Raw genomic sequence first — 20,968 nt, 5'->3', positions numbered from 1 at the left:
AATCTAAATGATTCAGTTTTTTCTTAATATATTTACAACTGCAGTTGTTTCGTCATTTTCTTTATAAACACGCGGAATTCTTCTATCTAGCATACATGTAACTTCATAGTTTATTGTACTTAACATATCCGCTATTTCTTCTACTGTGATATTTTCTTCACCTTGTTTACCGTAGAATACTACTTCGTCTCCTACTTGTACTGGCATCGCTTTTGAAACATCCAACATTAACTGATCCATACAAACACGGCCAATTACAGGTACTCGAACCCCGTTAATTAACGCATAGCCTTTATTAGATAATTGACGATTATAACCATCAGCATAACCAATTGGTACAGTCGCAATCCATTCTTCACCAGTTGTTACATACGTATTCCCATAACTTACACCACGATTTTTCTTCGCATGTTTAATATGAGCCACTTTTGATTTTAACGACAACGCAGGCTGTAAAGAAACGACTGAATGATCCACCTCTTTTGATGGATACATACCGTACACTCCTATTCCAACGCGCACCATATTTTGAAATGTGTTACTTAATTCCATTGATCCTGCACTATTTGAACTATGAATATATGGTATTTGAATTCCTAATTCTTTCGCTGTATTAACAGCTTTTTCAAATAAACTTGTTTGCATATTCGTATATGATTTATCGATTTCATCTGCCGTAGAGTAATGCGTAAATATCCCTACTACTTCTATATACTCCATACGGTTTAATTCTTCTAAAAATGGTTTAACTTCTTCTTCTTGTAAACCGATACGACTCATTCCTGTATCAATTTTCACTTGAATTTGTACTTTCTTTTGAAGACGGTTTGCAATTTCATTTATACCATGTAAATCTTCTACTCTATAAACAGTCATCATAACGTCATATTGAATTACATCTTCTACAGCCGCTACTGGTGTGTATCCTAAAATTAAAATCGGCACAGTAATTCCTGCTTCTCTTAATTCTATTGCTTCATCTACAAATGCAACTGCAAGTTGATTTATTCCAGCTTCAATTGCAGCTTTGGCAACTTCAACTGCCCCATGGCCATACCCATTCGCTTTTACAGCAGCCATCATCTTAATTTCTTCATCATTTACATGTTTTTTAAATTCTTTTACATTATGTTTTACAGCATTTAAGTCAATTTCTACAATTGTATCTCTTCCATATTTCAAACTCATTGGTCTAACTCCTAACTCAATAATTGCATTCCATTCTATTTCACGTTTCATATGACCTTTTACAATATAATACTTTTCATTATGCTAGTCAAACTACTAGAATTTTCGGAATTTTGAGTATGATATAATATCCTCAAGAAACTATTATATACGGAGACGAGGAGAATTACAATGTTTGTTCAATCTGCATTACATCAACTAAAAGTTGCTATTGATACTTCTATTTATATGCTTAACCAATATAGTGAAAACGATTTAAAAATACAACCGCTTCACTCAAAACGATCATTATTTGAAATGTGTACACATCTTTCTCTTATTTGTCATGCTGATTTGCTCATTTTAAATGGTATTCCAGAAAAAGAATTACATACCTTTTATATAGAACATACGCCCGTAACAGTTGCTCAAATGCAACAAACGATGATTGAAGGATACAACCTTCTCTCCAAAACATTTCTTTCCTACTCCCAAATAGAATTAGCAGAAGTTATGACTGCCTATTGGGGTATTTCTTATTCGCGCTTTGAATGGTTACTTGAAATCGTTGCACACTTTTATCATCATCGTGGACAAATTCATCTTTTATTATGTGAGCATATGAAAGATCCTCGCATTCCTTTATTTGAGTGATTTTCCACTTATTCATTAATTATAAATAGAGAAGCTACAAAACCAATAAAAAGTAGCATTCCTAATAAAATAAATGTTTGAGCATACCCTCCTATTTTCATTAGATAAATAGAAATAATAGGTCCTATACTAGTACCTAAAAATAAAATAAAAGTATAAATAGATACTGCTATTCCCCTCGCTTTCCCTCCTAATTGACCTACAAGAGAAACTAAAGACGGAACGGATATAGCAATACCTATTACAAAACAGACACTCATCATTACAAGTAGAGATAGATACGAAACAAAGCCCATTGAACTTAGACTAAAAATAGCGATCAACAATCCTCCCTGAAGAACTTTTCTTACTTCAAACCTCTTCGTTAAACGACCTGCAAGCGGTGACAGCAACATACCAAATAGCCCCGCTAAGCGAAAATAAAGAATTTGTTCTGCAGTTAAATTGTAAGTAGGAGAGCTCAAATAATTCCCTAAAACAGTATACATATTAACAAAAGCCATTAATAAAACAAATGCAATTATATAGCTTAATACTAAGCTTTTATTTGTAAAAACTTTACCCATCTGTTTAATTGGCCCCAAAATATCAGTATAGGATTGAGACGTCTCTCCTTTCGGAAGAGAATAATAAACCCATATAGCAGTACTTATATAGACAATGCTAAGAAGAAAGAAAACCATATGCCATCCAAAATGCTGACTAACAGTAGTACTTATTACCTGCCCTACAATTCCAGCTACTAAAAAACCAGTACTAACAAATCCTATTGTTGTAACCCTTCTTTCTACTGGGAACATTTCTACAACGTAGGCTAGCGCTACTGGAGAAAATGTAGCTGCTGCTATCCCTTGTATACCTCTAAAAATAACAAGCCAAAATAAACTATCTACAAACCCTAAGCAAAAAGAAACAATTGACAGTGCAAGCAATCCAATAAAAATCACTTTTTTTCGTCCATATTTATCAGAAATTGCCCCAAATAACAAACACCCTATAGCAAAGCCAACAGAAAATATACTTCCTGTAGCTGCCGATTGTGCTAATGACGTATTAAAAATGTTTGAAAATAGAGAGATTAAAGGTATTGTTACATATAGGCTAGACATAACTACCATACCCGACCAACATAATACTGCTGTCATTATTGTATAATTCTTTTCACTATTTACTTCCTTTCCTATTTCCATCATAAACTCTCTCCCTTATTACGATTTGTTTTTATTAGTTTAAACTCTCTAAATTACTAAAATAGCATTCCTTTAACTCTTATTTATTTAAATTACATAGCAAAAATTATCACCGTTCATAAAGTTAGTTAAGCATATAATAAGGTAAGCTAATTATATGTCCAAATAAATAAGTTGATCTTCATAATCAACTTATTTACCTACCTTCTCCTAATTTCACCTGCATAGTTGTTTGCATTTTATTTAATAGCTTTTCTAAAACTTGACGCTCTTCTTGATTAAAGCCATCAACTAACGAAGCGCAAGATAACCAAAAAGTTGGTAAAGAATGTGTAACTAGTTCTTTTCCTTTCGGAGTAATTTTCACCTTTAATCTTCTTCGATCTTCAGAATGGTGGAATCTTACGATTAACTCTCGTTTCTCCATCCAATCTAATAAGCCAGTGACAGAAGCACGTGTAATCCCTAATCGACTCGCAATATCCGAAGGACTCATGTTCACCTCTTCCCCATTCGCTTCCATTTCACGCAAAATAAACAATAGTAAAAAATCTAATTTACTCTCTGAAATACCAAGCGGAGCTAAATCTACGTCAACCGCATCAAGAACATTATCAGACGTCCATAACATTAACAAACCAAGTTTTGCTGCGATTGGATCCGTTTCCGCTGATGCTGTCTTTTTGATTAACTCTGCGTACGGCTCAATCCCTAAAGGAAGAGAATCTTTTCTTGAATCCATTCATCTTCACTCTCCTTTCTCATTAAATAATTAGCTTACCTAATTACTTTCTCATTATACTCATATTTTTCCTTTTATTGCAAGCACATTGTTGAACAAAAAAATCCTATTATTAAAACAGGATTTTTCACACTGACTAGCTATCAGTTTTAAATAATGTGCAACTTCTTTAAGGCATAAGAAATTCCGCCTTCACTCGCCTTCGTTGTAACGAAATCAGCCCTTCTCTTCAACTCCTCTCCACCATTTCCCATCGCAACTCCTAATCCTACATACTGCAACATCTCAATATCATTTCCACCATCACCAAAAGCAATGGCTTCTGATTTACTAATATTTAAATGTTCCAATACTTTTTGAATTGCAGTTAGCTTCGATACTTTACTATCTTCCAATACATTCATAACGTAACCATGAAAACGGTCAAACGTAAGTGCTGGATATCTTTCAATGAATTTTTGAGCTTCTGCTTCATCAGCATACAGACATATGCAATACATCTCATCTGACAAGTTTTTAACTTTGTCAGGATACCGCTCTAAATTTAAAGTTTCATTTAACGCTCGTATGACACGTTCATCTTTGGAGGCAATATCATTCATTGCAAATTCTTCTGTAAAGTAAGAAACACTGTGACCATGTAATTCAGCAAAATTTGAAATATCATGAACGATTTCGCTTGAAAGTACTGATTTATGTATAACTTTTTCCCCACATTTTATATGTGCACCATTTGCAGAAATATACGTTTTTATGCCTAGTCCCTTAAATTGTGAGCATAAACTATATGGTCTCCCTGTTGTAACAACTACATGAACTCCATTATCTATTAACCTTCGTATCGCTTCTTTTGTACTTTCGTGCATACTTCTATCAATCTCACTTAATAACGTACCGTCAACATCGAAAAATACAACTTTGTACATAAGTTTTTACATCCCGTCCAAATGATTCGTATCATTAATGAAATGCACCGTTTTTTGTTCACCCTCAATTTCAATTAAACTTATTCCCGTATCTCCCATTTTGAAATAGTAGTCCATTGAAATTGGCATTTTGAAAAATGCACGTAATAGACTATTAATTACGCCTCCATGGGCAACAATTGCAATTCGATCATATGTATTCTCTGTCATAATTTTAGAAAAGATTCCTTCTATTCTCATTCGAAACTCAATAAATGACTCTCCGTTTTCAAAACGGTCATGAAGAAACTTTGGCTCTGGATATTTCTTTGCTTCTTCAAATGATAAACCAGCTTGTATTCCATTATTAAACTCCATTAATTCCTCTTCTAATTGAATTGGACAACCAATTGCTTCTGCTAATGTTTCACCCGTTTCGCGAGCGCGTTTTAATGTGCTTGCCCAAATGAAATCTGGTGCAAAATCTTTTTTCACTTTCTGTACAAGTCTTTGTACTTGTCGTCTCCCTTTGTCAGTCAACTCAAAATCAGCTCGTCCTTCATGCACATGTAAAATATCAGCTTCTGATTCTCCGTGGCGTATTAGTAGTATTTGCATGTTTCTCTCTCCCCCCTTATTTAACATTCACAAAATTCTATTATATCATATTTTAAGATTTCAAAATAAAAAGGAACGGTCTTCCGTCCCTCATCCATTCACTTTTTCCGCATCATTCCAATAATATTTACTAAACGCTTCTGTTAACACATCAATTGTGTTATATAATTCATCTAACGTATTATCAACACCACCAACTTCAATTAGCATCGCATTTTTCGATAGATCTTGGTTATAAACGCCATTTCCATCTTTTTTATACTTCGGAAAAATCCCTCTACTTAATCCGTAATAGTTTTCATCTAAATAACTATTGATCGCTCTTGCAATTTTTTCATTTTCAGCACGGCCTTCATTTTCCATCCCAATAATAAAATATAATCTTGCATACGATTTTCCATTAATTACTTTTGTTGTTACTTTCTTACGCTGATCATCACGATGTATATCAATCGGAAACGCAATTTTATTATTTTGTGCTAATGCTCCTTTTACATATTCATGAGATGCTTTATATGACTGATACCATACCCACTTTTTACTCGCTAATAAATCACCCATATTCGTTTTATCGTGAATTACTGGAATTCCTTGCCCCTCAAGTTGTTCCTTCATACGTTTTCCTAGTAAGGACACATTTACATCTGGGCTAGATGGATCAGTTGCCCCTGGTAATAATGGAAAGAAGGATTCCCAGCTATGTGTATGATAAATATATACTGCACTTTCACCTTTTTTCGCTCCGTTCTTTTTCTGAACCGGATTATTCTTTTCCGCTTCTGTAACTTTATCTTTTGCTACTTCCCGTTCTTTCGTTACTTCTTCAATCGGTACACTAGATTCATTTGGGATATTCGTCAAGTTTGTCCCTTCCCCAGCTACGATAATATTAGAATAATACTTTGACATACCAGGTACTTCTTTACCGACGAATGTTCTTAAATCTTTAATTTTCAAATCTGTCGCAATAGAGAACATTAAATTCCCAACTGACTCTCTTTTATTCTGCTTAAAATAATCAAATCCGTAAAAGTGACGTCAAAATCGACGCTATTATAATTACTATTAGCGCATATAAAAGGAGTAACGAAATCAGTTTCTTCCCATGTATTCGAGTTGCATACTTTTTCACTGCATCACCTTCTTTATACATGGATATGTACAAGCTTTTCGGAATATACGCACAAAAAAAGAGAAATGGTATCCCATTTCTCTTCCTCACTTTTATTGTTCTTTTCCTGTATCATTTGAAGGTAGTTTCTTCGCTTGTTTTTCTTTAAATATTTCTCCAATTGCCCCAAGAGTACCAAGTGTTTCAATTGCATTAGAAGGAATAAAGACTTTATTTGCTGGTCCTTTTGCAACTTCAGCTAATGATTCGAATGATTTGTAAGCAAGGATACGCTCATCCAAATTCGCTTCACGAAGCAATTCAATACGATTTTGTTCTGCTTTTGCGATTTCTTCAATTGCTCGTGCTTCCCCTTGTGCTTCTAATTCTTTTGCTTCTTTTAAACCTTCAGCTTCGCGAATACGCGCTTCTTTATCCCCTTCAGCCATCAAGATTTTACTTTGCTTTTCCCCTTCAGCGCGAAGAACTTTATCTTGTTTTGCTGCTTCAGCTTCTAAAATAATCGCACGTTTATTACGCTCAGCCTTCATTTGTTTTTCCATTGATGCTTGCACATCTTTTGGCGGGTTAATATCAACAACTTCGACACGTTCAATACGTACGCCCCATTTTTCTGTTGCTTCATCAAGCGCTAAGCGGATTTCTGTTGAAATTTTTTCACGACCAGATAACGTTTCATCCAGTTCCATTTTACCGATGATTTGACGCATCGTTGCTGAAGTAATATTACGAACACCATATTCATAGTTTGAAATACCATATGTCGCAAGCTCTGGTTCAACAATTTGATAGAAAATAATTGTATCTATTTCTACTTGAACATTATCTTTCGTAATTACCTTTTGCGGTGGTACATTCGTTTGTTGAATACGTAAGTCGTGATATACACGAACACGATCTACAATTGGGATTAAAATATTTAATCCTGGGTGCATTATACGTTGAAACTTACCAAATCTTTCAACAACCCCAACTTTTTGCTGAGGAATAATTTTAATTGTTAATGCGATAAATGTAACTACAATTAGTGCGAATATAATCGTTAACGTTAATGCTACCATATTTATTCACTCTCCTTTTTTACTTGTAATATAGTACTATGCCTCTTTATAACAACGACTTTTTCTCCAGCATCAATTGAAGAATCTGCAATAGCTGTCCAAGTATCTCCATCCACCTTCACAATACCATTCGCTTCATTTGTAATCGCTTGCATAACAATCCCTTTTTTACCAACAAGCATATCTACTGTATCCGTAAAACCTTTTGCTTCTCGAAAGTTTTTTGAAATTCTTTTCGTAAAGAATGTCAAAGTTAAACTTATAATTGCGCCAACAGTAACTTGTAACAGTAGTGCATCAGGAGCAAACAAAGCAATAAGACCTCCGACAACAGCTCCAATTCCAAGCCAAAGCATGTAAAATGTAATCGACAACATTTCTGCAATAAATAAAATACCAGCTATTATAAACCAAATTACCCAAGCAGCCATATGCAACCCTCACTTTCTTTCTCATTTTCTATATGTATATGAAGAAAAGAATGGTTTATCCGCCCTTTCTTACACTTGGGCGTTTGCTACAAGCTATTGTACATACTCACTGTTACAATGATTATTAATATAATACTATATCAATATATTCTTCATTATACATGAAAATTCCTTTCAAAAAGTGACAAAAAATTAAATTCTTTAAAAATTTCATTTTTTAAATTACAATTATTCTAATTACTAAATACTATTTTTATAGAGGTGTTATTCTTATTGAGAAACCTGTCACTAACCTACTACTTAGGTTCCAAAACATGCATTACTCTCGCTGACATCGTATATGTAATGATTATTACAACTCATATTTATATAGCAACTAAATCAGCTACTATTACTGCTCTTTTTCCATTATTACAAGTTATCACAAATCTAATTGCTAACATCTCTGCACCACTAATAATAAATCGTTTTCCATCTTATACGTTGTTATATACGCTACAATGGCTAAAAACAGTCTTTTTACTATTATTAATGATTTTGTTTCCAGTCTTATCCACAAACATTATAGCTCTATTAACTTTTATTTTTTTCACTTCATTATGTAGTGGATGGAGCGCTCCATTACTATACAGCATTCTTCCGCGCCTTACACCGAAAGAAAAATTAGTAAAAGTAAATAGTATCTTTTCCTTTTCAACACAAATTGCGCAAGTCGCCGCTTATTCATTTACGAGTGTTATCGTTCTTCTCATTGGCGCTACATCTACACTCATGATTAATAACATGTTAATGATTTTTGGATGTATTGCATTACACTTTTCATTACGTACCATACATACTGAACGAATAGCAGATCCTCCCTCTTCAAAAAGTACTGCTTTATCGGAAGGTTGGAAACTCTTATTTCAAAATCCTTCTCTCCGTACCGTTACATATATGGACTTAATTGAAACTTTCGCCGGAACAATATGGATCGGTGCTATTACGATGGCATATGTTACGACTATCCTTCATAAAGGCGAGGAATGGTGGGGATATATTAATACAAGTTATTATGTTGGCACGTTAATCGGTGGTCTATTGGCATGGAAAATCAGTTCCTATATTCAAAACAATTTAATACGCTCCATGTCGATAGGCTCTCTTATGTTTAGCATTCTTACATTTTTATATGGTATGACAAGCAGCGGATTTATTGCGCTTTTTCTATGTGTTCTAATGGGACCATGTTATCAAATTAGAGATATTTCTCAAACGACTGTTTTACAATCAAGTGTCACCCCTTCTTTATTATCAAAAATGTATACAGCACATGGCGCGCTTCTTTCAACAGCTTCTGGTCTTTCTATGCTTAGCGTTGGCATTATTACTGATATGTTCGGTGTTCGTACAATTTATATCATCGCATCTATTCTTATTTTATGTTCCGCTTGTTTATCTTTTAGTTTATTAAAATATCATAAAACAGAGCAGAACGATATTTCACTTTAATCACTAAAACAAAAAGGACAGGCATTCCCTGTCCTTTTTATTTATTCTATTCATGACAAGTTTGGGATTTTTCTATGTTTTGTCGCCTGTTCAAAAGCGTAAGCTAGCTTAATTAATATCCCTTCACTAAAGGCAGTACTTGCAATCGTAATTCCAAAAGGTCTCCCGCTTTCCATATACCCTGCAGGTATTGCTATAGACGGATAACCCGCTTTCGCACATATGGTAGAAGCTATATAGGAAGGAAACAGTATCGCATCAAGATTATATTTTTCCAATGCAAAATCAATGCCTTGTTCTTGTGAAAAATATATATCTTCTAATCTTGCATTTAAATATTCTGGATTTCGTAACGTATTAGGAAAATCTTTTCTTCCCTCTAACTTAGTTTGTCCATATTTTAAAGCTCTTTCTGCTATGTTTTTATTAAACTCCATTAACTCCGAAATAGAATGTACCGGAATAGTAGAAGGTAATTTAGAAAGATAGTTATCTAAACTATGCTTCAGTTCATAAAGCGGCACTCCCCAACTCCATTCTCTATGAAAAGAAGGAATATTAATATTTTCTACTACTGTCGCTCCTTCATTACGTAATACTTGGATCGTTTCCTTAAACAAGATTTCATCATACTCACCATTTTCGTAATAATCTTTTGGTGCATCGTTAAACACACCAATCTTCGCTCCATTTAAGCCATTAACATTAAGATATTTTGTATAATCTTGCTCTGCCCTACCTTCACTTCTATGAGTAGCAACATCTTTCTCATCTACTCCAATTAAACTCCCTAGCAAAATAGCAGCATCTGTTACCGTTCTAGCAAATGGTCCAGCTGTATCTTGCGAATAAGTAAATGGAATAATTCCTCTACGACTAATTAAACCGACAGTCGGTTTAATACCTACTACAGAATTTTGAACAGCAGGGCTCAAAATAGAAGCATCGGTTTCTGTCCCAATAGATACTACTGTAAAGTTAGCAGCAACTGCTATCGCAGATCCTGTACTAGATCCGCCAACAAACATATGGTCCTTGCCCGTTCCGTATGGATTGATTGTTTGACCACCTCTTGCACTATATCCAGCCCACATTTCAAAAGACATTGCATTTGCTAATTCTGTCATATTTGTTTTTCCTATTATTACTGCTCCGGCTTCTCGTAATTTTGTAACGAGAAATGCATCTTCACTGCTTATATTTTGTTCTAGAGCAATCGTACCTGCACTTGTATGCATGGAGTCATTCGTTTCAATATTGTCTTTAAGCAAAACAGGTATACCATGTAATGGACCCCTTATACCTTTTGTCTTTCTTTCATAATCTAACGCTTCTGCGATAAAAATAGCATCTGGATTGATTTCTAAAATAGAATTAATTTCCGGTCCGTCTTGGTCATACTTTGCGATTCTATGAAGATAATACATCACTAATTCCTTTGAAGTTAACTGCCCAGATTCCATTTCGGTTTGTATATCATGAATTGTTAATTCTTTTTTTAATACTGGATTAAACTGAATCTCCATTTATATTCTCCCTTATAGCAACTTTTTTGCGTATAACTCTTACTTTTTCATCTTTTCACCCCAACTATTCCAAACTAATATTCCTTTAAAGAAATTCAATTTATCTATTCAAAAAGCCTTTAATTTCCCGAAAAATAAAAATAGTCTGAAACGAATGAACTTTCGCTTCAGACTATTTTATTACTTTACATATATCTCATCTAATAAGTGTAAAAACTCTCCTTGTTTCCCTGCTAATTCAGGGCATTTTGCAATATTAACCCATTCGTAGCTAAACGCTAAACCTTGATCTTTCTTACCAGCACTTACTATATGTTCCCATGTATCTTTTACATCAGTTAGTAAAGTTACATGAAAAAAGTGACGTTTTTCATATTCCTGTTTTTCCTTCACATGTATAATGTAATCTGCTAAAAAACGCTCTATACATAAATGACGCAATCCGGATTCTTCCTGTACTTCACGCAATATAGCCGCTTCTAACGTTTCACCTTCATCAACCGTTCCCCCTGGCACTTGAATACCAGCTTCATGTATATCACAATGTTTAAAAACCAGTAATTGCATAACCCCCTCTTTTTCTCTTGTAATATATGCATGTACTTTTTTCTTATATAACATCGTCATTATACGTCTCTCCCCTCAATCATTTACTCTGTTACTTCTTCAAGCGTCAGCTGATTATCATACAAATATGTAGCTTGTGGATTTCCCACATACCTTACGTGCCATGGTTCATACCGATAGCCCGTAATCGTTTCTTTCGCTTTTGTGTATCGAATCACAAAACCAAATTTATGGGCATTTTCAGAAAGCCACTGACCTTCTTTCGTTTCCCCAAAAACCGTCTCTAACTGAAATTTAGCAGATTGAGACGTAATATCCATAGCTAATCCAGTTTGATGCTCACTTGTGCCAGGAACCGCGCTAGACATTGCTGTTTTTGCTTCCCCATCTTGTTTTTTATACATCGTATTTAATGCTTTTTGTCGATCAAAGGATCTAAATCCAGAAACTGCAAAAAGGAAAATACGCTCGTTGTTAGCTTGCTGGAACATTTCCTCAAGCGCCCTCGCTGCCTCTTTTCTCATCTTTTTCTTTTCTTGATCACCTTCACTAGAGTAGCGCACTTTCGGAATAACTAAATCTGGCGGTCTATAACCATCTGGTAAACGCCTACTTTTATTCACAAGTACAAGCATTGAATTCGGATTATTAATTACCGCAATATCCCCATCCATATTAGCAATTGTTTCTTTCGCTTTCGGAAATATACTATTTACACTTACTTCCCGCGCCTGCTTATCCTTATACATTTTATAATTGATTCCTGCTACTCCAACAATAATTATTGCAGCTACGATACCGAGTAGTGCCCATCTTTTTTTCATATAACGACCTCTTATTTTAATAATTTGGCCATTTCATACTCATCGATGTCCTTTCCATCGATAATAAGAGCAGCTTTTTTGACACCTTCTTTCTCAAATCCAGCTTTTTTATATAGTGCCTGAGCTCTTGTATTGTGGGCCATTACTGTTAATTCTAAACGCCATACATCATGTAATTTTGCCCACTTCTCAACCTCTTTAAACAATCTCGTCCCAATACCTCGCCCGTTATACTCTTGCAAAATACCAATTACAATGCTTGCCACATGCCTCTTTCTTTGAATGTTATTTCCATTCACTAATATAAAACCTATTATTCTCTCATCTTCAACTGCTACAAATATTGTTGCATATTCATTTTCTATAAATCGCTGGATCATTTTTTCTTGTTGCTCAGCTGTAGTTTTCCTTTCTCCTGGTTCATATAACATAAACTTCGTTTCTTCATCTAATTGCTTACTTAATTGCAAAAATGATGCTGCATCTTCTACTTTGATCTCCCTAATCACCTAAATCACCCTATCAATTTCATAATATAAAAATTTTCCTTGTAAAAAGATTTTCTCTGCCATTTCAAAAATCCCTTTCTAATTCTCCTATTATAATTAGACAAATTTCGATATCGCTATAATAATTATTAATCATGTCCATTTTGTGACATCTTGCTATCCACATTTCAAACCAACACAAAAAACGTAAGCATTACACTTACGCTTTTCCAAGATTGAAGTGAGCTAATAATTATCGATAGATACCCTGGCTAATTCAAGTTTCACTTTATCCATTCACTTTTTCTGCCTGCCAAAAATATTCACCAAATGCTTTAGCAAGTGCATCAATTGATCGATTCAATTCTTCCTCCGTATTATCTACACCGCCAACTTCTATTAATATCGCTTGTCCTGATAAATCTTGATTATAGATTCCATTTCCTGTTTGGAAACCTTTTTGAATGACCCCACGACTCACTCCTGGATATTTCTTATTAATCGCCTCATGTAAAGCTGTCGCTAATTGTAAGTTTTTTTCATAATTTTTATTTCCTTTCCCTACTACAAATGCAAGCTTCGCATATGATTTATCTCCAATTGTTTTTGTCGTTACATTCTTTCGAGCACTATCACGATGCAAATCAAAAAAGTATTGAAGATCTTTATTTCCAGCCATAGCTTGCTGCACAATTTCTCGTGACATTTTATACGAACTATTACTGTTTAAACCCTTACTTATTAACTTTTGACCAACATCACTCTTATCGTTAGTAGCTCCAATCCCTTCACCTTCTAGTTGTTCACGGAAACGATCTCCTAATATAGAAATATTCGATACAGAACTCGTTGCTTTATTCGGATTCGGGTCATTCGTTAAGTTAAGTAAAGGTAAATAAGATTCCCAGCTATGTGTATGATAAATAAACGCAACTTGTCTTTTTCCGGTCGTTTGGGACGGCTGTTTTTTCTCTTTATTCGTATCTTGTTTAGGTGCTTGTCCAGTTCCACTAGTCCGTTCTTTCACTACTTCTTCAAGAGGTACACTCGACTCTATCGGTAAGTTAGAATAGTTTGTGCCCTCACCCGCAATAACAATTTCTGTATCGTACTTACCAAACCCGGGTAGCTCTTTCCCGACAAAACTGCGTACATCATTAAAGCGAATATTTGTAGCCATAGAAAAGAGAAAAGAAGAAATTGAAAAATCTTGATTCAACTTTCGATACTCCTGTGTAAAATAATGATTCTCTTTTCCAAGTACATACATGTAACCATTCATCGATAACTCATTTAACCAATTATATAAATACGTTGACTTCGTCTCTTTCATAGAGGTTACCATCATACTAATAAGAAAAAAAGTCGCTAGCACTGTAGTAATAACAAATAAAACTAACTTACGCATACTTGTAAACTTCATAAAAAAAAAGCCCCGATTCATACTATCACCTCTCTATTTCAAGTTATGTACAAGCCCTAGAGAATAGACCGTTAAAATTTCGGCTATATTGTTAATGAGGTGAAATGAATTGAAGCTATTAATAGGAATATTACCAATCGCTCTATCATTCATTTTTTATTTGTCCGCTAAGCATCCAAAAATCTCTATTGTGCTACATATTTCTGCGTACTTGGCACTGTATGTACTCGGTACAATTATTTCCATTAATATATACGATGTTTTAATACAAGATTTAGTTTTCATGACGAGCATTCATGGGATTTTACTGAATCCATTTTTCCTTATTGCAGGAGCGTATATAGGAACATACACGTTGTACCTACTTATGTCTCACATTATTATAAAAATAAAAAATGGAGCGTAATGAAATGCAACCACCATTTATCTGTCATACATGCAAAAAAAGAATTGTGAGAAAGAAAGATCTCGTTACCGCCACATGGTACTTCCGCTTTTATTTATTTCACAGTGATTGTTTTAAACGACAGCAAGTGTTCATCTCACGATTTATCCCTGTGAATACACTTTTCAATTTCTTTCTTATTATATATGGACTTATTTTTGGCAGCATTCTTATGATTACAGAACCATCTATTATTTGGCTGATTTCCTTATTTCCCATTTTTTATCGGTTTCTTTCTTATTATTATATTGAACGTTTTTTCTCTACATAACGTGCAGACTGACCTCTCGGAATACTTAAACATTCCCACTCATTTTCTTTTAACATCTTCCCAATGTAAATAATCTGACCAATATGCAATGCATAATGAGAAATTTGCCTTTCAATTGCTTGCATGACAGTATGTGCTTCACCGCGAATGTATACCGTCTTCAATAAGTGTTCCGGCGTTAAAGTATTCATCGTATTAAAAACATATTTCCATCCTTCTTGCCAATCTATAAGGGCTTCTTCTTTTGAATGATAGCATCCCTCAAATTCACTATCTCGATTACGATCTGTTTTTTCACCATCAGACGTTAAAAAATCCGTCCATCTAGAACGCATATTACCGTGCAGATGCTTTATAATAATCGCTATACTATTTGTTTCTTCATGAGAAGACCATTGTATTTGCTCATATGATAATTGAGAAAGTGCCCGTTCCCCTTGCTTCTTTGTTGCTTTAAAGTTCGAAATCGCACATTGTAAATATTCTCGTCCGATATCCATATTAGCCCCTACCTTCACCCTAGCTAATTTTCGTTCCATTTGGCAATTCCATATTAGGCTGAAGCAACACAACATCATCAGCTTCAGGAACGCCGCCAAGCACAAGCACTTCTGATTTGAATCCAGCTACACGCTTCGGTGGAAAGTTTACAACCGCAACGATTTGTTGACCGACTAAATCTTCTGGACTGTACCTTTTCGTAATTTGGGCACTTGACTGCTTTATCCCGATTTCTCCAAAATCTATTGCTAGTTTAATCGCTGGTACTCTCGCTTCTTTAAATTCCTCTGCATGTATTACAGTTCCAATTCTCAAATCCAAATTTAAAAAATCTTCAAAATTAGCCATTTATCATTCCCCCCAATTATTACTTAGACAAAATACAAAAATCCCCTTCAAAAAAAGAAAGGTGCCTAAGCACCTTTCTTTTGTAATTCACTTGATTCATTTGATTTATAGAAGAAGAAACCGAGAATCCCGCCAATACATGATGGAATTAACCATCCGATTCCTTCGTTATATAACGGTAACATTTGTAGTACATTAGAAATCGCGTCAATTTTAATTTTCGCACTTTCTAAACCGTTAAAGAAACTAATTAACAATGCACCTAAAATAGCTCCAATATAAATTGTATTACGCTTCCCAATCCACTTATGGAAATACGAAAGTACGATTAATACAATTGCAACTGGATAAATGATCATTAACACAGGTAATGTTACTGCGATTAATTGTGTTAAACCTAGGTTAGATACAATTAAACTAAATACACATACCATTGTTACAATCGTTTTATGCGAAAGTTTTGGGAATAAGTTTGTAAAGAAACCCGCACACGCAGATGTTAACCCAACAGAAGTTGTTAAACAAGCGAGTATAATAACAAGCCCTAATAAAATTTTACCACTCGTCCCATATAGCTCATTTACAACATTCGTTAAAATAAGACCACCGTTTTCTGAAATACCAAGTGATGTACTTGTTGAACCAAGATAAGCAAGTGATAAATAAATTAACGTTAAACCAAGTACAGCAATAATACCTGATACAACTGTTATTTTTGCAATTTGACTACTCTCTTTTATCCCTTTAGAGCGGATAACTTGTACAACGACAATTCCAAATACGAGAGCACTAATTGCATCCATCGTTAAATATCCTTGAATAAATCCACCAAAGAAAGCATTTTCTTTGTAAGCAGCTAACGGTGCAGCTGGCTCTCCAATTGGATCAATAATTGCCTTTCCGACAATAACAGCGACAATTAATACTAATAATGGTGTAAGAAACTTTCCAAACCAATCCACTAATTTAGATGGATTTAATGATAAATACCACGTTATTCCGAAGAAAACTATCGTGAAAAGAAATAGCATGTACCACTCTGAAACCATTGCCTCTGATAAAAATGGCTTCATACCCATTTCAAACGAAACAGCTCCAGTACGAGGAATCGCGAAAAATGGTCCAATTGCTAAATAACTAATCAATGGGAAAATAAACGCAAATATAGGGTGGACTCTAGAAGATAGCGCTTTCAAGTCCCCCTCTACAAACGCGACAGCTGTTACAGCTAGTAGGGGTAATCCGACTCCCGTTACAAGGAATCCTATTGTAGCAATCCAAACATTCTCTCCTGCTTGTTGACCTAAAACTGGCGGGAAAATTAAATTTCCTGCTCCTAAAAATAATGCAAATAGCATCAAACCAATTGCTACCGTATCACCTGGCCTTAAACGTCCCTTCATGCTCTTCATTTGCATAGCACTTTTTCATTGTTTATCTCTATATTTTACAATATGCTATGCATCCTCCTCTCTGCTCAAGATGATAAAATATGCCCCTTACAAAGCAGTGTCTTTCTCCATAATTTCTCCATTCCCCTTATTTTTACTCTAATCATTAATACAATTGTTATTTTTGAATTTTGAGTTTTTTGAATTTTTAAATCATTAGAGTGTTATTACGTGGAGTATAGTTGTCAGACCTCTTTGTTTTTATCACACATATAGTAACATATTTAGTTGCAAAATAAAAACATATTTTCAAATTGATTTTTTTGAAAATCGAAATTATCTACATTTTTTATTCTCTTACACAAATATTGTTATAATCTCACCTATTATCTTGTCGTTATTTTAAAATAACTTTACACGCGTAACATAACAAAAGCCATCCAAGATAATTAGATGGCTTTTGTATGTTACTCTATCGTTTCAACTTCACGTGGATTTTTCATCTCTTCCACATATACAACTCTAAATCCGTGATCTTCTAAATCTTTCAATAATGTCTCTAATTCACCGTCGTTAAACTCTTCTCCTAATGTAAACATAATTCTACGAACTAATAAGGCATCATTATCAAAAGTCATCAAACTTTGAATACCAGTGTATTTCTTTAAAACTGTCGATAACTTTTGGATTGCTCCATTATAGTCTTGCGTTCCAATCATGACAGAGTATTTACTAGAGTGAACGCCCCATGCATCCTCTAATAACTCAAAAACTTTTTTATGCGTTAAAATTCCAAGGAAAACCCCTTTTTCGTCAACTACTGATAAATAAGGCAATTTTTTTATTGTAAAAAATACTTTAAAGAAAGATGAATCTTCTCTCACAAATCCCTCTTTATCGTTTAATAATTGCATTACACTCTCGTCAAGTGATCCTTTATATTCTAAAATATCTACTTTATATATATTCCCTAAAAATTTCTCTTTTTTTTCATCTAAAACTGGTACACAACGATACCCCGTTTTATTTAAATGCTCTAACGCTTCCCCTATCGTAATCGAACTTGAGCACAGTAAAACTTCCCTTTTTGGCACGTAATTCCCTTTAATCCTCATAAAAAGCCTCCTTATGTTAAAATACTTTCTGTGCCATAACTATATTATATTTTCAGAAAAAAATAAATAATTTATTTTATTTTTCTGAAAATTATTCATTTTCTTGTCATAATTTATTCATGAATCCTTCACTTGCACTTTCTTCCGCATCCAAAACCCTCCCTCTGAATTCTGAATCACTTCAATGTATCATTGTACGGACCTAATTGTTTTTTAGAAAAGTAATAATTTGTCTCCTTACTTTTCATTAACATATTTCCTTTTATAATTAAAAAATAGGTAGCTATTAGAAAGTAGATCACCCCAAATAACCAATCCAAATTTGTAGCCAGATTGTGTAAAAGAATATACCTCATATATACATAACCAATTGGAACATGTAGTAATACAACCGCACCTAATCCCGGATTATATATTGTTTTAGCTTTTATATTCGCAAAAATACCATGCCATATGAATTGAAAAAATCCCATTAAAATAGGTGCCAACCCAAGCCATATTATATTTTGAAAAAAAACCGGGAGTAAATAAAAAACATACGCAATCAAAATATTTATTACCATAGCAGATTGCGTATTTAATGGATAGCGGTCTGGTATATCACTTTTAAATATAACTACATTAAACAGACCAGCAAAATAACCTGGCCAACGATACTCTTCAAATTGATGCACTAAAATGGCCACAAAACTTAACCCTAACAGTACTTTTATTTCACTCATTTCTCCCAAATTCGCGACTAAAGAAACAACGACAATAATAGCGACAACTAACCCTATATCACACCAATGCTTTCTAAAGAAACTAGCCACCTCTATCACCCACTATCTCAATTTTTATAAAAATAGCGTTCAAATAGGAAATCAATCTGTTTTTCTACAGATGGTACTTTTATATCTGCCCCTGATTCGAGAATTGGCATCATTAATGTGGGAAGAAAAATGGATCCAAATATTTGCACCGTCATCATCATTAAAATTTCCCGATCCGTTTCATTTGTTATCTCGCTCAAAATATTCTTCACTTTACTGAAACCTAGCCTCTTCAAAAAATCCCCATATTCGTATTGAGATGTAAATACCGTAGTTCCCATTGCAATAATCTTCCTAACTAACTCCGGATATTGCCGAATTACTAGTACATAATCCAATAAAAATATTTTTAATCTTTCTTTTGCTGGCACTGTAATATTATCTAAAATAGAAAAAGTGCCTTGAAAGCTAATTAATAAAACTCTAATCGCCTCACTAATTAACTTTTCTTTTGAAACAAAATGGTAATTTACTAGCGCTATATTTATATCTAACAATTTCGCAATTTTCCTTATCGTTACCTTTTCAAAACCTTCTTTTTTAATTAATTCCAATGTTGTATTTAAAATCTTTTCTTTCGTTGATACGTTTTCATTCCCTCCCAATCTATCTCCCCCTCTAGAATGTATCAGTTAAACAACGATTTAAACATCGTTTAATTTTATGGTATCACTTTCCAATTTTAAAAATCTATTTAATCCTTTCGACATTTCCCTACATTCTCTTCATTCCACACAAAAAATAGATTTCTAAATACAATTTAAAATTATCCATATGCCCATACATGAAGAAAAATATATTGTAACTTGCTCCAAAAACGGCTAAAATAAGAATAAGAATTTTCTGAATATTCCAAGAGTAGGTGGTTTATATGTCCTTATTACGCTCACATATATGTAAATTTATAATTGGTGTTATTGTTATTTTTGCCATAAGTCCTATTCCAGCTCTTTTTATTACACACAATTACTCTTATCAAAATGGATTTATTAGCATTTTTCAAAACTTCGCACAGCTTTCTTCTATATCAATTCCAAAGGTTGATTGGATGCATGAATCTATCTTTTTCTCAGCAAATCAAATGATACATACTTCTAATCATTCAACACCATTATTCCCTTACATATGGGAAATATATTTTATATCGATTGTTCGTTTTACTTTTACCCTTGCGATCGGATTTTTCATAAGTTTGGGTATCGGCCATTTATTTTTCAAAGTACCTAACTCGTTTAAAAAGTTTACTACTGTATTGAATTGGATACCTTACTCTTTTTGCACTGTAGTATTACAATGTTCAGTCTTATTACTACTTCTATACGTCGCACAATTTATAAACCTTCCTTACTACTCATCTTTTATCATCGTATGTAGTACTTCCATGATTATCGTTATGCAAGCAGTAAAAAAATGGATTCCTTTCTTGAAAAACACAAATGAATATGAAATAAAACATGATTCTTTTCTTGTGGATACATTGTTTTTGGCGCTTACTTCGAACCATAAATCAATTTTAGGTTCCATCATTCTTTCATTTGTTTTTATGGAATGCGTTTTTCATGCAAGTGGACTGTTACAATTTATCGTTCAATTTGGCGGAAATTCACCCATAATTGTTACAATCGGCTTATTACTACTCTATATCCCATATAGCATACTTTCTTTCCTTCAAACACTATGGACCACAAACTACTCCAAGCAACAGTCATACACTTTAACGAGAAGCGTTCCAAAACCTTAATTGAAATAACCCTCTATAATCTAAAAGTAGGGGGTTATTCCTTTTGTATAGCGGACAAAATAACAGCAAATTCAAAAACTATTACAGAAACATACCAATATTTGCCCTTTTCCTTTGACTATTCT

23 protein-coding genes and 1 pseudogene are annotated in these 20,968 nt (G+C 33.9%); 5 read left to right on the top strand and 19 right to left on the bottom strand.

Going from position 1 to position 20,968, the window contains the following annotated elements; translation table 11 throughout:
- Positions 1-12: 12 nt before the first annotated feature.
- Positions 13-1,188: an alanine racemase gene (gene alr / locus CQ064_RS11500; RefSeq protein WP_002093966.1), complete on the bottom strand. Its 1,176-nt coding sequence runs from the start codon at positions 1,186-1,188 to the stop codon at positions 13-15.
- Positions 1,189-1,359: 171 nt separating this feature from the next.
- On the opposite strand from alr, the gene CQ064_RS11495 reads away from it, so the two are divergent.
- Positions 1,360-1,821: a DinB family protein gene (locus CQ064_RS11495; protein ID WP_000498007.1), complete on the top strand. Its 462-nt coding sequence runs from the start codon at positions 1,360-1,362 to the stop codon at positions 1,819-1,821.
- Between the two features lie 8 nt (positions 1,822-1,829).
- On the opposite strand, the gene CQ064_RS11490 is transcribed toward CQ064_RS11495, so the two are convergent.
- The 7 genes and pseudogenes from CQ064_RS11490 to CQ064_RS11460 all read right to left on the bottom strand — a co-directional run bounded on the left by CQ064_RS11490 (position 1,830) and on the right by CQ064_RS11460 (position 7,900).
- Positions 1,830-3,011: an MFS transporter gene (locus CQ064_RS11490; RefSeq protein WP_015406471.1), complete on the bottom strand. Its 1,182-nt coding sequence runs from the start codon at positions 3,009-3,011 to the stop codon at positions 1,830-1,832.
- A gap of 196 nt (positions 3,012-3,207) precedes the next feature.
- Positions 3,208-3,753, bottom strand: a complete 546-nt coding sequence (locus CQ064_RS11485; RefSeq protein WP_000378333.1) for a MarR family winged helix-turn-helix transcriptional regulator — start codon at positions 3,751-3,753, stop codon at positions 3,208-3,210.
- 149 nt (positions 3,754-3,902) lie between these two features.
- Complete coding sequence (locus tag CQ064_RS11480; RefSeq protein WP_000278970.1) at positions 3,903-4,679, bottom strand: Cof-type HAD-IIB family hydrolase; 777 nt, start codon at positions 4,677-4,679, stop codon at positions 3,903-3,905.
- Between the two features lie 6 nt (positions 4,680-4,685).
- The gene (locus tag CQ064_RS11475; protein ID WP_001166441.1) at positions 4,686-5,276 is read right to left on the bottom strand and encodes a histidine phosphatase family protein; all 591 of its coding nucleotides are present in this window, start codon (positions 5,274-5,276) and stop codon (positions 4,686-4,688) included.
- A gap of 90 nt (positions 5,277-5,366) precedes the next feature.
- Positions 5,367-6,429, bottom strand: a pseudogene (gene spoIIP / locus CQ064_RS11470) (stage II sporulation protein P).
- A 71-nt stretch (positions 6,430-6,500) separates the two neighbouring features.
- Positions 6,501-7,469: an SPFH domain-containing protein gene (locus CQ064_RS11465; RefSeq protein ID WP_000226257.1), complete on the bottom strand. Its 969-nt coding sequence runs from the start codon at positions 7,467-7,469 to the stop codon at positions 6,501-6,503.
- A gap of 2 nt (positions 7,470-7,471) precedes the next feature.
- A complete protein-coding gene (locus CQ064_RS11460; protein WP_000741971.1) occupies positions 7,472-7,900 on the bottom strand; it encodes an NfeD family protein in 429 nt (142 codons plus the stop codon).
- Positions 7,901-8,173: 273 nt separating this feature from the next.
- On the opposite strand from CQ064_RS11460, the gene CQ064_RS11455 reads away from it, so the two are divergent.
- A complete protein-coding gene (locus CQ064_RS11455; protein WP_001245238.1) occupies positions 8,174-9,391 on the top strand; it encodes an MFS transporter in 1,218 nt (405 codons plus the stop codon).
- 50 nt (positions 9,392-9,441) lie between these two features.
- Here the strand turns inward: CQ064_RS11455 and CQ064_RS11450 are convergent, their stop codons facing one another.
- The 5 genes from CQ064_RS11450 to spoIIP (CQ064_RS11425) form a co-directional block, all read right to left on the bottom strand.
- Positions 9,442-10,917, bottom strand: a complete 1,476-nt coding sequence (locus tag CQ064_RS11450; protein ID WP_000405414.1) for an amidase family protein — start codon at positions 10,915-10,917, stop codon at positions 9,442-9,444.
- A 180-nt stretch (positions 10,918-11,097) separates the two neighbouring features.
- A complete protein-coding gene (locus CQ064_RS11445; protein ID WP_000178281.1) occupies positions 11,098-11,544 on the bottom strand; it encodes an NUDIX hydrolase in 447 nt (148 codons plus the stop codon).
- Positions 11,545-11,567: 23 nt separating this feature from the next.
- Complete coding sequence (locus CQ064_RS11440) at positions 11,568-12,308, bottom strand: M15 family metallopeptidase (protein WP_000747650.1); 741 nt, start codon at positions 12,306-12,308, stop codon at positions 11,568-11,570.
- An 11-nt stretch (positions 12,309-12,319) separates the two neighbouring features.
- Positions 12,320-12,817 (bottom strand): GNAT family N-acetyltransferase, encoded by a 498-nt coding sequence (locus tag CQ064_RS11435; protein WP_002093964.1) that lies wholly within the window; start codon positions 12,815-12,817, stop codon positions 12,320-12,322.
- 268 nt (positions 12,818-13,085) lie between these two features.
- Positions 13,086-14,240 carry a stage II sporulation protein P gene (spoIIP, locus tag CQ064_RS11425; RefSeq protein ID WP_001079282.1) on the bottom strand — a complete coding sequence of 385 codons (1,155 nt, stop codon included), beginning with the start codon at positions 14,238-14,240 and terminating at the stop codon, positions 13,086-13,088.
- Between the two features lie 88 nt (positions 14,241-14,328).
- On the opposite strand from spoIIP (CQ064_RS11425), the gene CQ064_RS11420 reads away from it, so the two are divergent.
- Together CQ064_RS11420 and CQ064_RS11415 are read left to right on the top strand one after the other, a co-directional pair.
- Positions 14,329-14,625, top strand: a complete 297-nt coding sequence (locus CQ064_RS11420) for a hypothetical protein (protein ID WP_000770728.1) — start codon at positions 14,329-14,331, stop codon at positions 14,623-14,625.
- A gap of 4 nt (positions 14,626-14,629) precedes the next feature.
- Complete coding sequence (locus tag CQ064_RS11415; protein WP_140340087.1) at positions 14,630-14,935, top strand: permease; 306 nt, start codon at positions 14,630-14,632, stop codon at positions 14,933-14,935.
- On the opposite strand, the gene CQ064_RS11410 is transcribed toward CQ064_RS11415, so the two are convergent.
- From CQ064_RS11410 to CQ064_RS11385, 6 genes are all read right to left on the bottom strand, one after another.
- Positions 14,908-15,474 carry a DUF1572 domain-containing protein gene (locus CQ064_RS11410; protein ID WP_015055115.1) on the bottom strand — a complete coding sequence of 189 codons (567 nt, stop codon included), beginning with the start codon at positions 15,472-15,474 and terminating at the stop codon, positions 14,908-14,910. The two genes, CQ064_RS11415 and CQ064_RS11410, sit on opposite strands and share 28 nt — an antisense overlap.
- Positions 15,455-15,784, bottom strand: a complete 330-nt coding sequence (gene csaA / locus CQ064_RS11405) for a chaperone CsaA (RefSeq protein ID WP_001263018.1) — start codon at positions 15,782-15,784, stop codon at positions 15,455-15,457. The genes CQ064_RS11410 and csaA overlap by 20 nt, the downstream gene beginning before the upstream one ends.
- A 65-nt stretch (positions 15,785-15,849) precedes the next feature.
- Positions 15,850-17,187 (bottom strand): branched-chain amino acid transport system II carrier protein BrnQ4, encoded by a 1,338-nt coding sequence (gene brnQ4, locus CQ064_RS11400; RefSeq protein WP_011110049.1) that lies wholly within the window; start codon positions 17,185-17,187, stop codon positions 15,850-15,852.
- A gap of 455 nt (positions 17,188-17,642) precedes the next feature.
- Entirely contained in the window at positions 17,643-18,290 is a 648-nt protein-coding gene (gene cbpA, locus CQ064_RS11395; protein ID WP_001220528.1) for a cyclic di-AMP binding protein CbpA, read from the bottom strand.
- A gap of 176 nt (positions 18,291-18,466) precedes the next feature.
- Positions 18,467-19,111 carry an HXXEE domain-containing protein gene (locus CQ064_RS11390; protein ID WP_003270331.1) on the bottom strand — a complete coding sequence of 215 codons (645 nt, stop codon included), beginning with the start codon at positions 19,109-19,111 and terminating at the stop codon, positions 18,467-18,469.
- A gap of 8 nt (positions 19,112-19,119) precedes the next feature.
- Positions 19,120-19,707 (bottom strand): TetR/AcrR family transcriptional regulator, encoded by a 588-nt coding sequence (locus tag CQ064_RS11385; protein ID WP_000509367.1) that lies wholly within the window; start codon positions 19,705-19,707, stop codon positions 19,120-19,122.
- 266 nt (positions 19,708-19,973) lie between these two features.
- Here CQ064_RS11385 and CQ064_RS11380 point away from each other — a divergent pair, with 266 nt between their 5' ends.
- On the top strand, positions 19,974-20,843 hold the full coding sequence (locus CQ064_RS11380) for a hypothetical protein (protein ID WP_000055272.1): 870 nt from the start codon (positions 19,974-19,976) through the stop codon (positions 20,841-20,843).
- Positions 20,844-20,968: the final 125 nt, after the last annotated feature.

The organism is Bacillus sp. MYb78 (assembly GCF_002975115.1).
GTDB lineage: Bacteria > Bacillota > Bacilli > Bacillales > Bacillaceae_G > Bacillus_A > Bacillus_A cereus.
This window is presented reverse-complemented; position numbering and strand designations above follow the sequence as displayed.

Bases quoted from the DNA above. Each gene is read 5' to 3' on its own strand.
- alr (WP_002093966.1), bottom strand. From the start codon at position 1,188: ATGAGTTTGAAATATGGAAGAGATACAATTGTAGAAATTGACTTAAAT.
- CQ064_RS11495 (WP_000498007.1), top strand. From the start codon at position 1,360: ATGTTTGTTCAATCTGCATTACATCAACTAAAAGTTGCTATTGATACT.
- CQ064_RS11490 (WP_015406471.1), bottom strand. From the start codon at position 3,011: ATGGAAATAGGAAAGGAAGTAAATAGTGAAAAGAATTATACAATAATG.
- CQ064_RS11485 (WP_000378333.1), bottom strand. From the start codon at position 3,753: ATGGATTCAAGAAAAGATTCTCTTCCTTTAGGGATTGAGCCGTACGCA.
- CQ064_RS11480 (WP_000278970.1), bottom strand. From the start codon at position 4,679: ATGTACAAAGTTGTATTTTTCGATGTTGACGGTACGTTATTAAGTGAG.
- CQ064_RS11475 (WP_001166441.1), bottom strand. From the start codon at position 5,276: ATGCAAATACTACTAATACGCCACGGAGAATCAGAAGCTGATATTTTA.
- CQ064_RS11465 (WP_000226257.1), bottom strand. From the start codon at position 7,469: ATGGTAGCATTAACGTTAACGATTATATTCGCACTAATTGTAGTTACA.
- CQ064_RS11460 (WP_000741971.1), bottom strand. From the start codon at position 7,900: ATGGCTGCTTGGGTAATTTGGTTTATAATAGCTGGTATTTTATTTATT.
- CQ064_RS11450 (WP_000405414.1), bottom strand. From the start codon at position 10,917: ATGGAGATTCAGTTTAATCCAGTATTAAAAAAAGAATTAACAATTCAT.
- CQ064_RS11445 (WP_000178281.1), bottom strand. From the start codon at position 11,544: ATGACGATGTTATATAAGAAAAAAGTACATGCATATATTACAAGAGAA.
- CQ064_RS11440 (WP_000747650.1), bottom strand. From the start codon at position 12,308: ATGAAAAAAAGATGGGCACTACTCGGTATCGTAGCTGCAATAATTATT.
- spoIIP (WP_001079282.1), bottom strand. From the start codon at position 14,240: ATGAATCGGGGCTTTTTTTTTATGAAGTTTACAAGTATGCGTAAGTTA.
- CQ064_RS11415 (WP_140340087.1), top strand. From the start codon at position 14,630: ATGCAACCACCATTTATCTGTCATACATGCAAAAAAAGAATTGTGAGA.
- CQ064_RS11410 (WP_015055115.1), bottom strand. From the start codon at position 15,474: ATGGAACGAAAATTAGCTAGGGTGAAGGTAGGGGCTAATATGGATATC.
- csaA (WP_001263018.1), bottom strand. From the start codon at position 15,784: ATGGCTAATTTTGAAGATTTTTTAAATTTGGATTTGAGAATTGGAACT.
- brnQ4 (WP_011110049.1), bottom strand. From the start codon at position 17,187: ATGAAGGGACGTTTAAGGCCAGGTGATACGGTAGCAATTGGTTTGATG.
- cbpA (WP_001220528.1), bottom strand. From the start codon at position 18,290: ATGAGGATTAAAGGGAATTACGTGCCAAAAAGGGAAGTTTTACTGTGC.
- CQ064_RS11380 (WP_000055272.1), top strand. From the start codon at position 19,974: ATGTCCTTATTACGCTCACATATATGTAAATTTATAATTGGTGTTATT.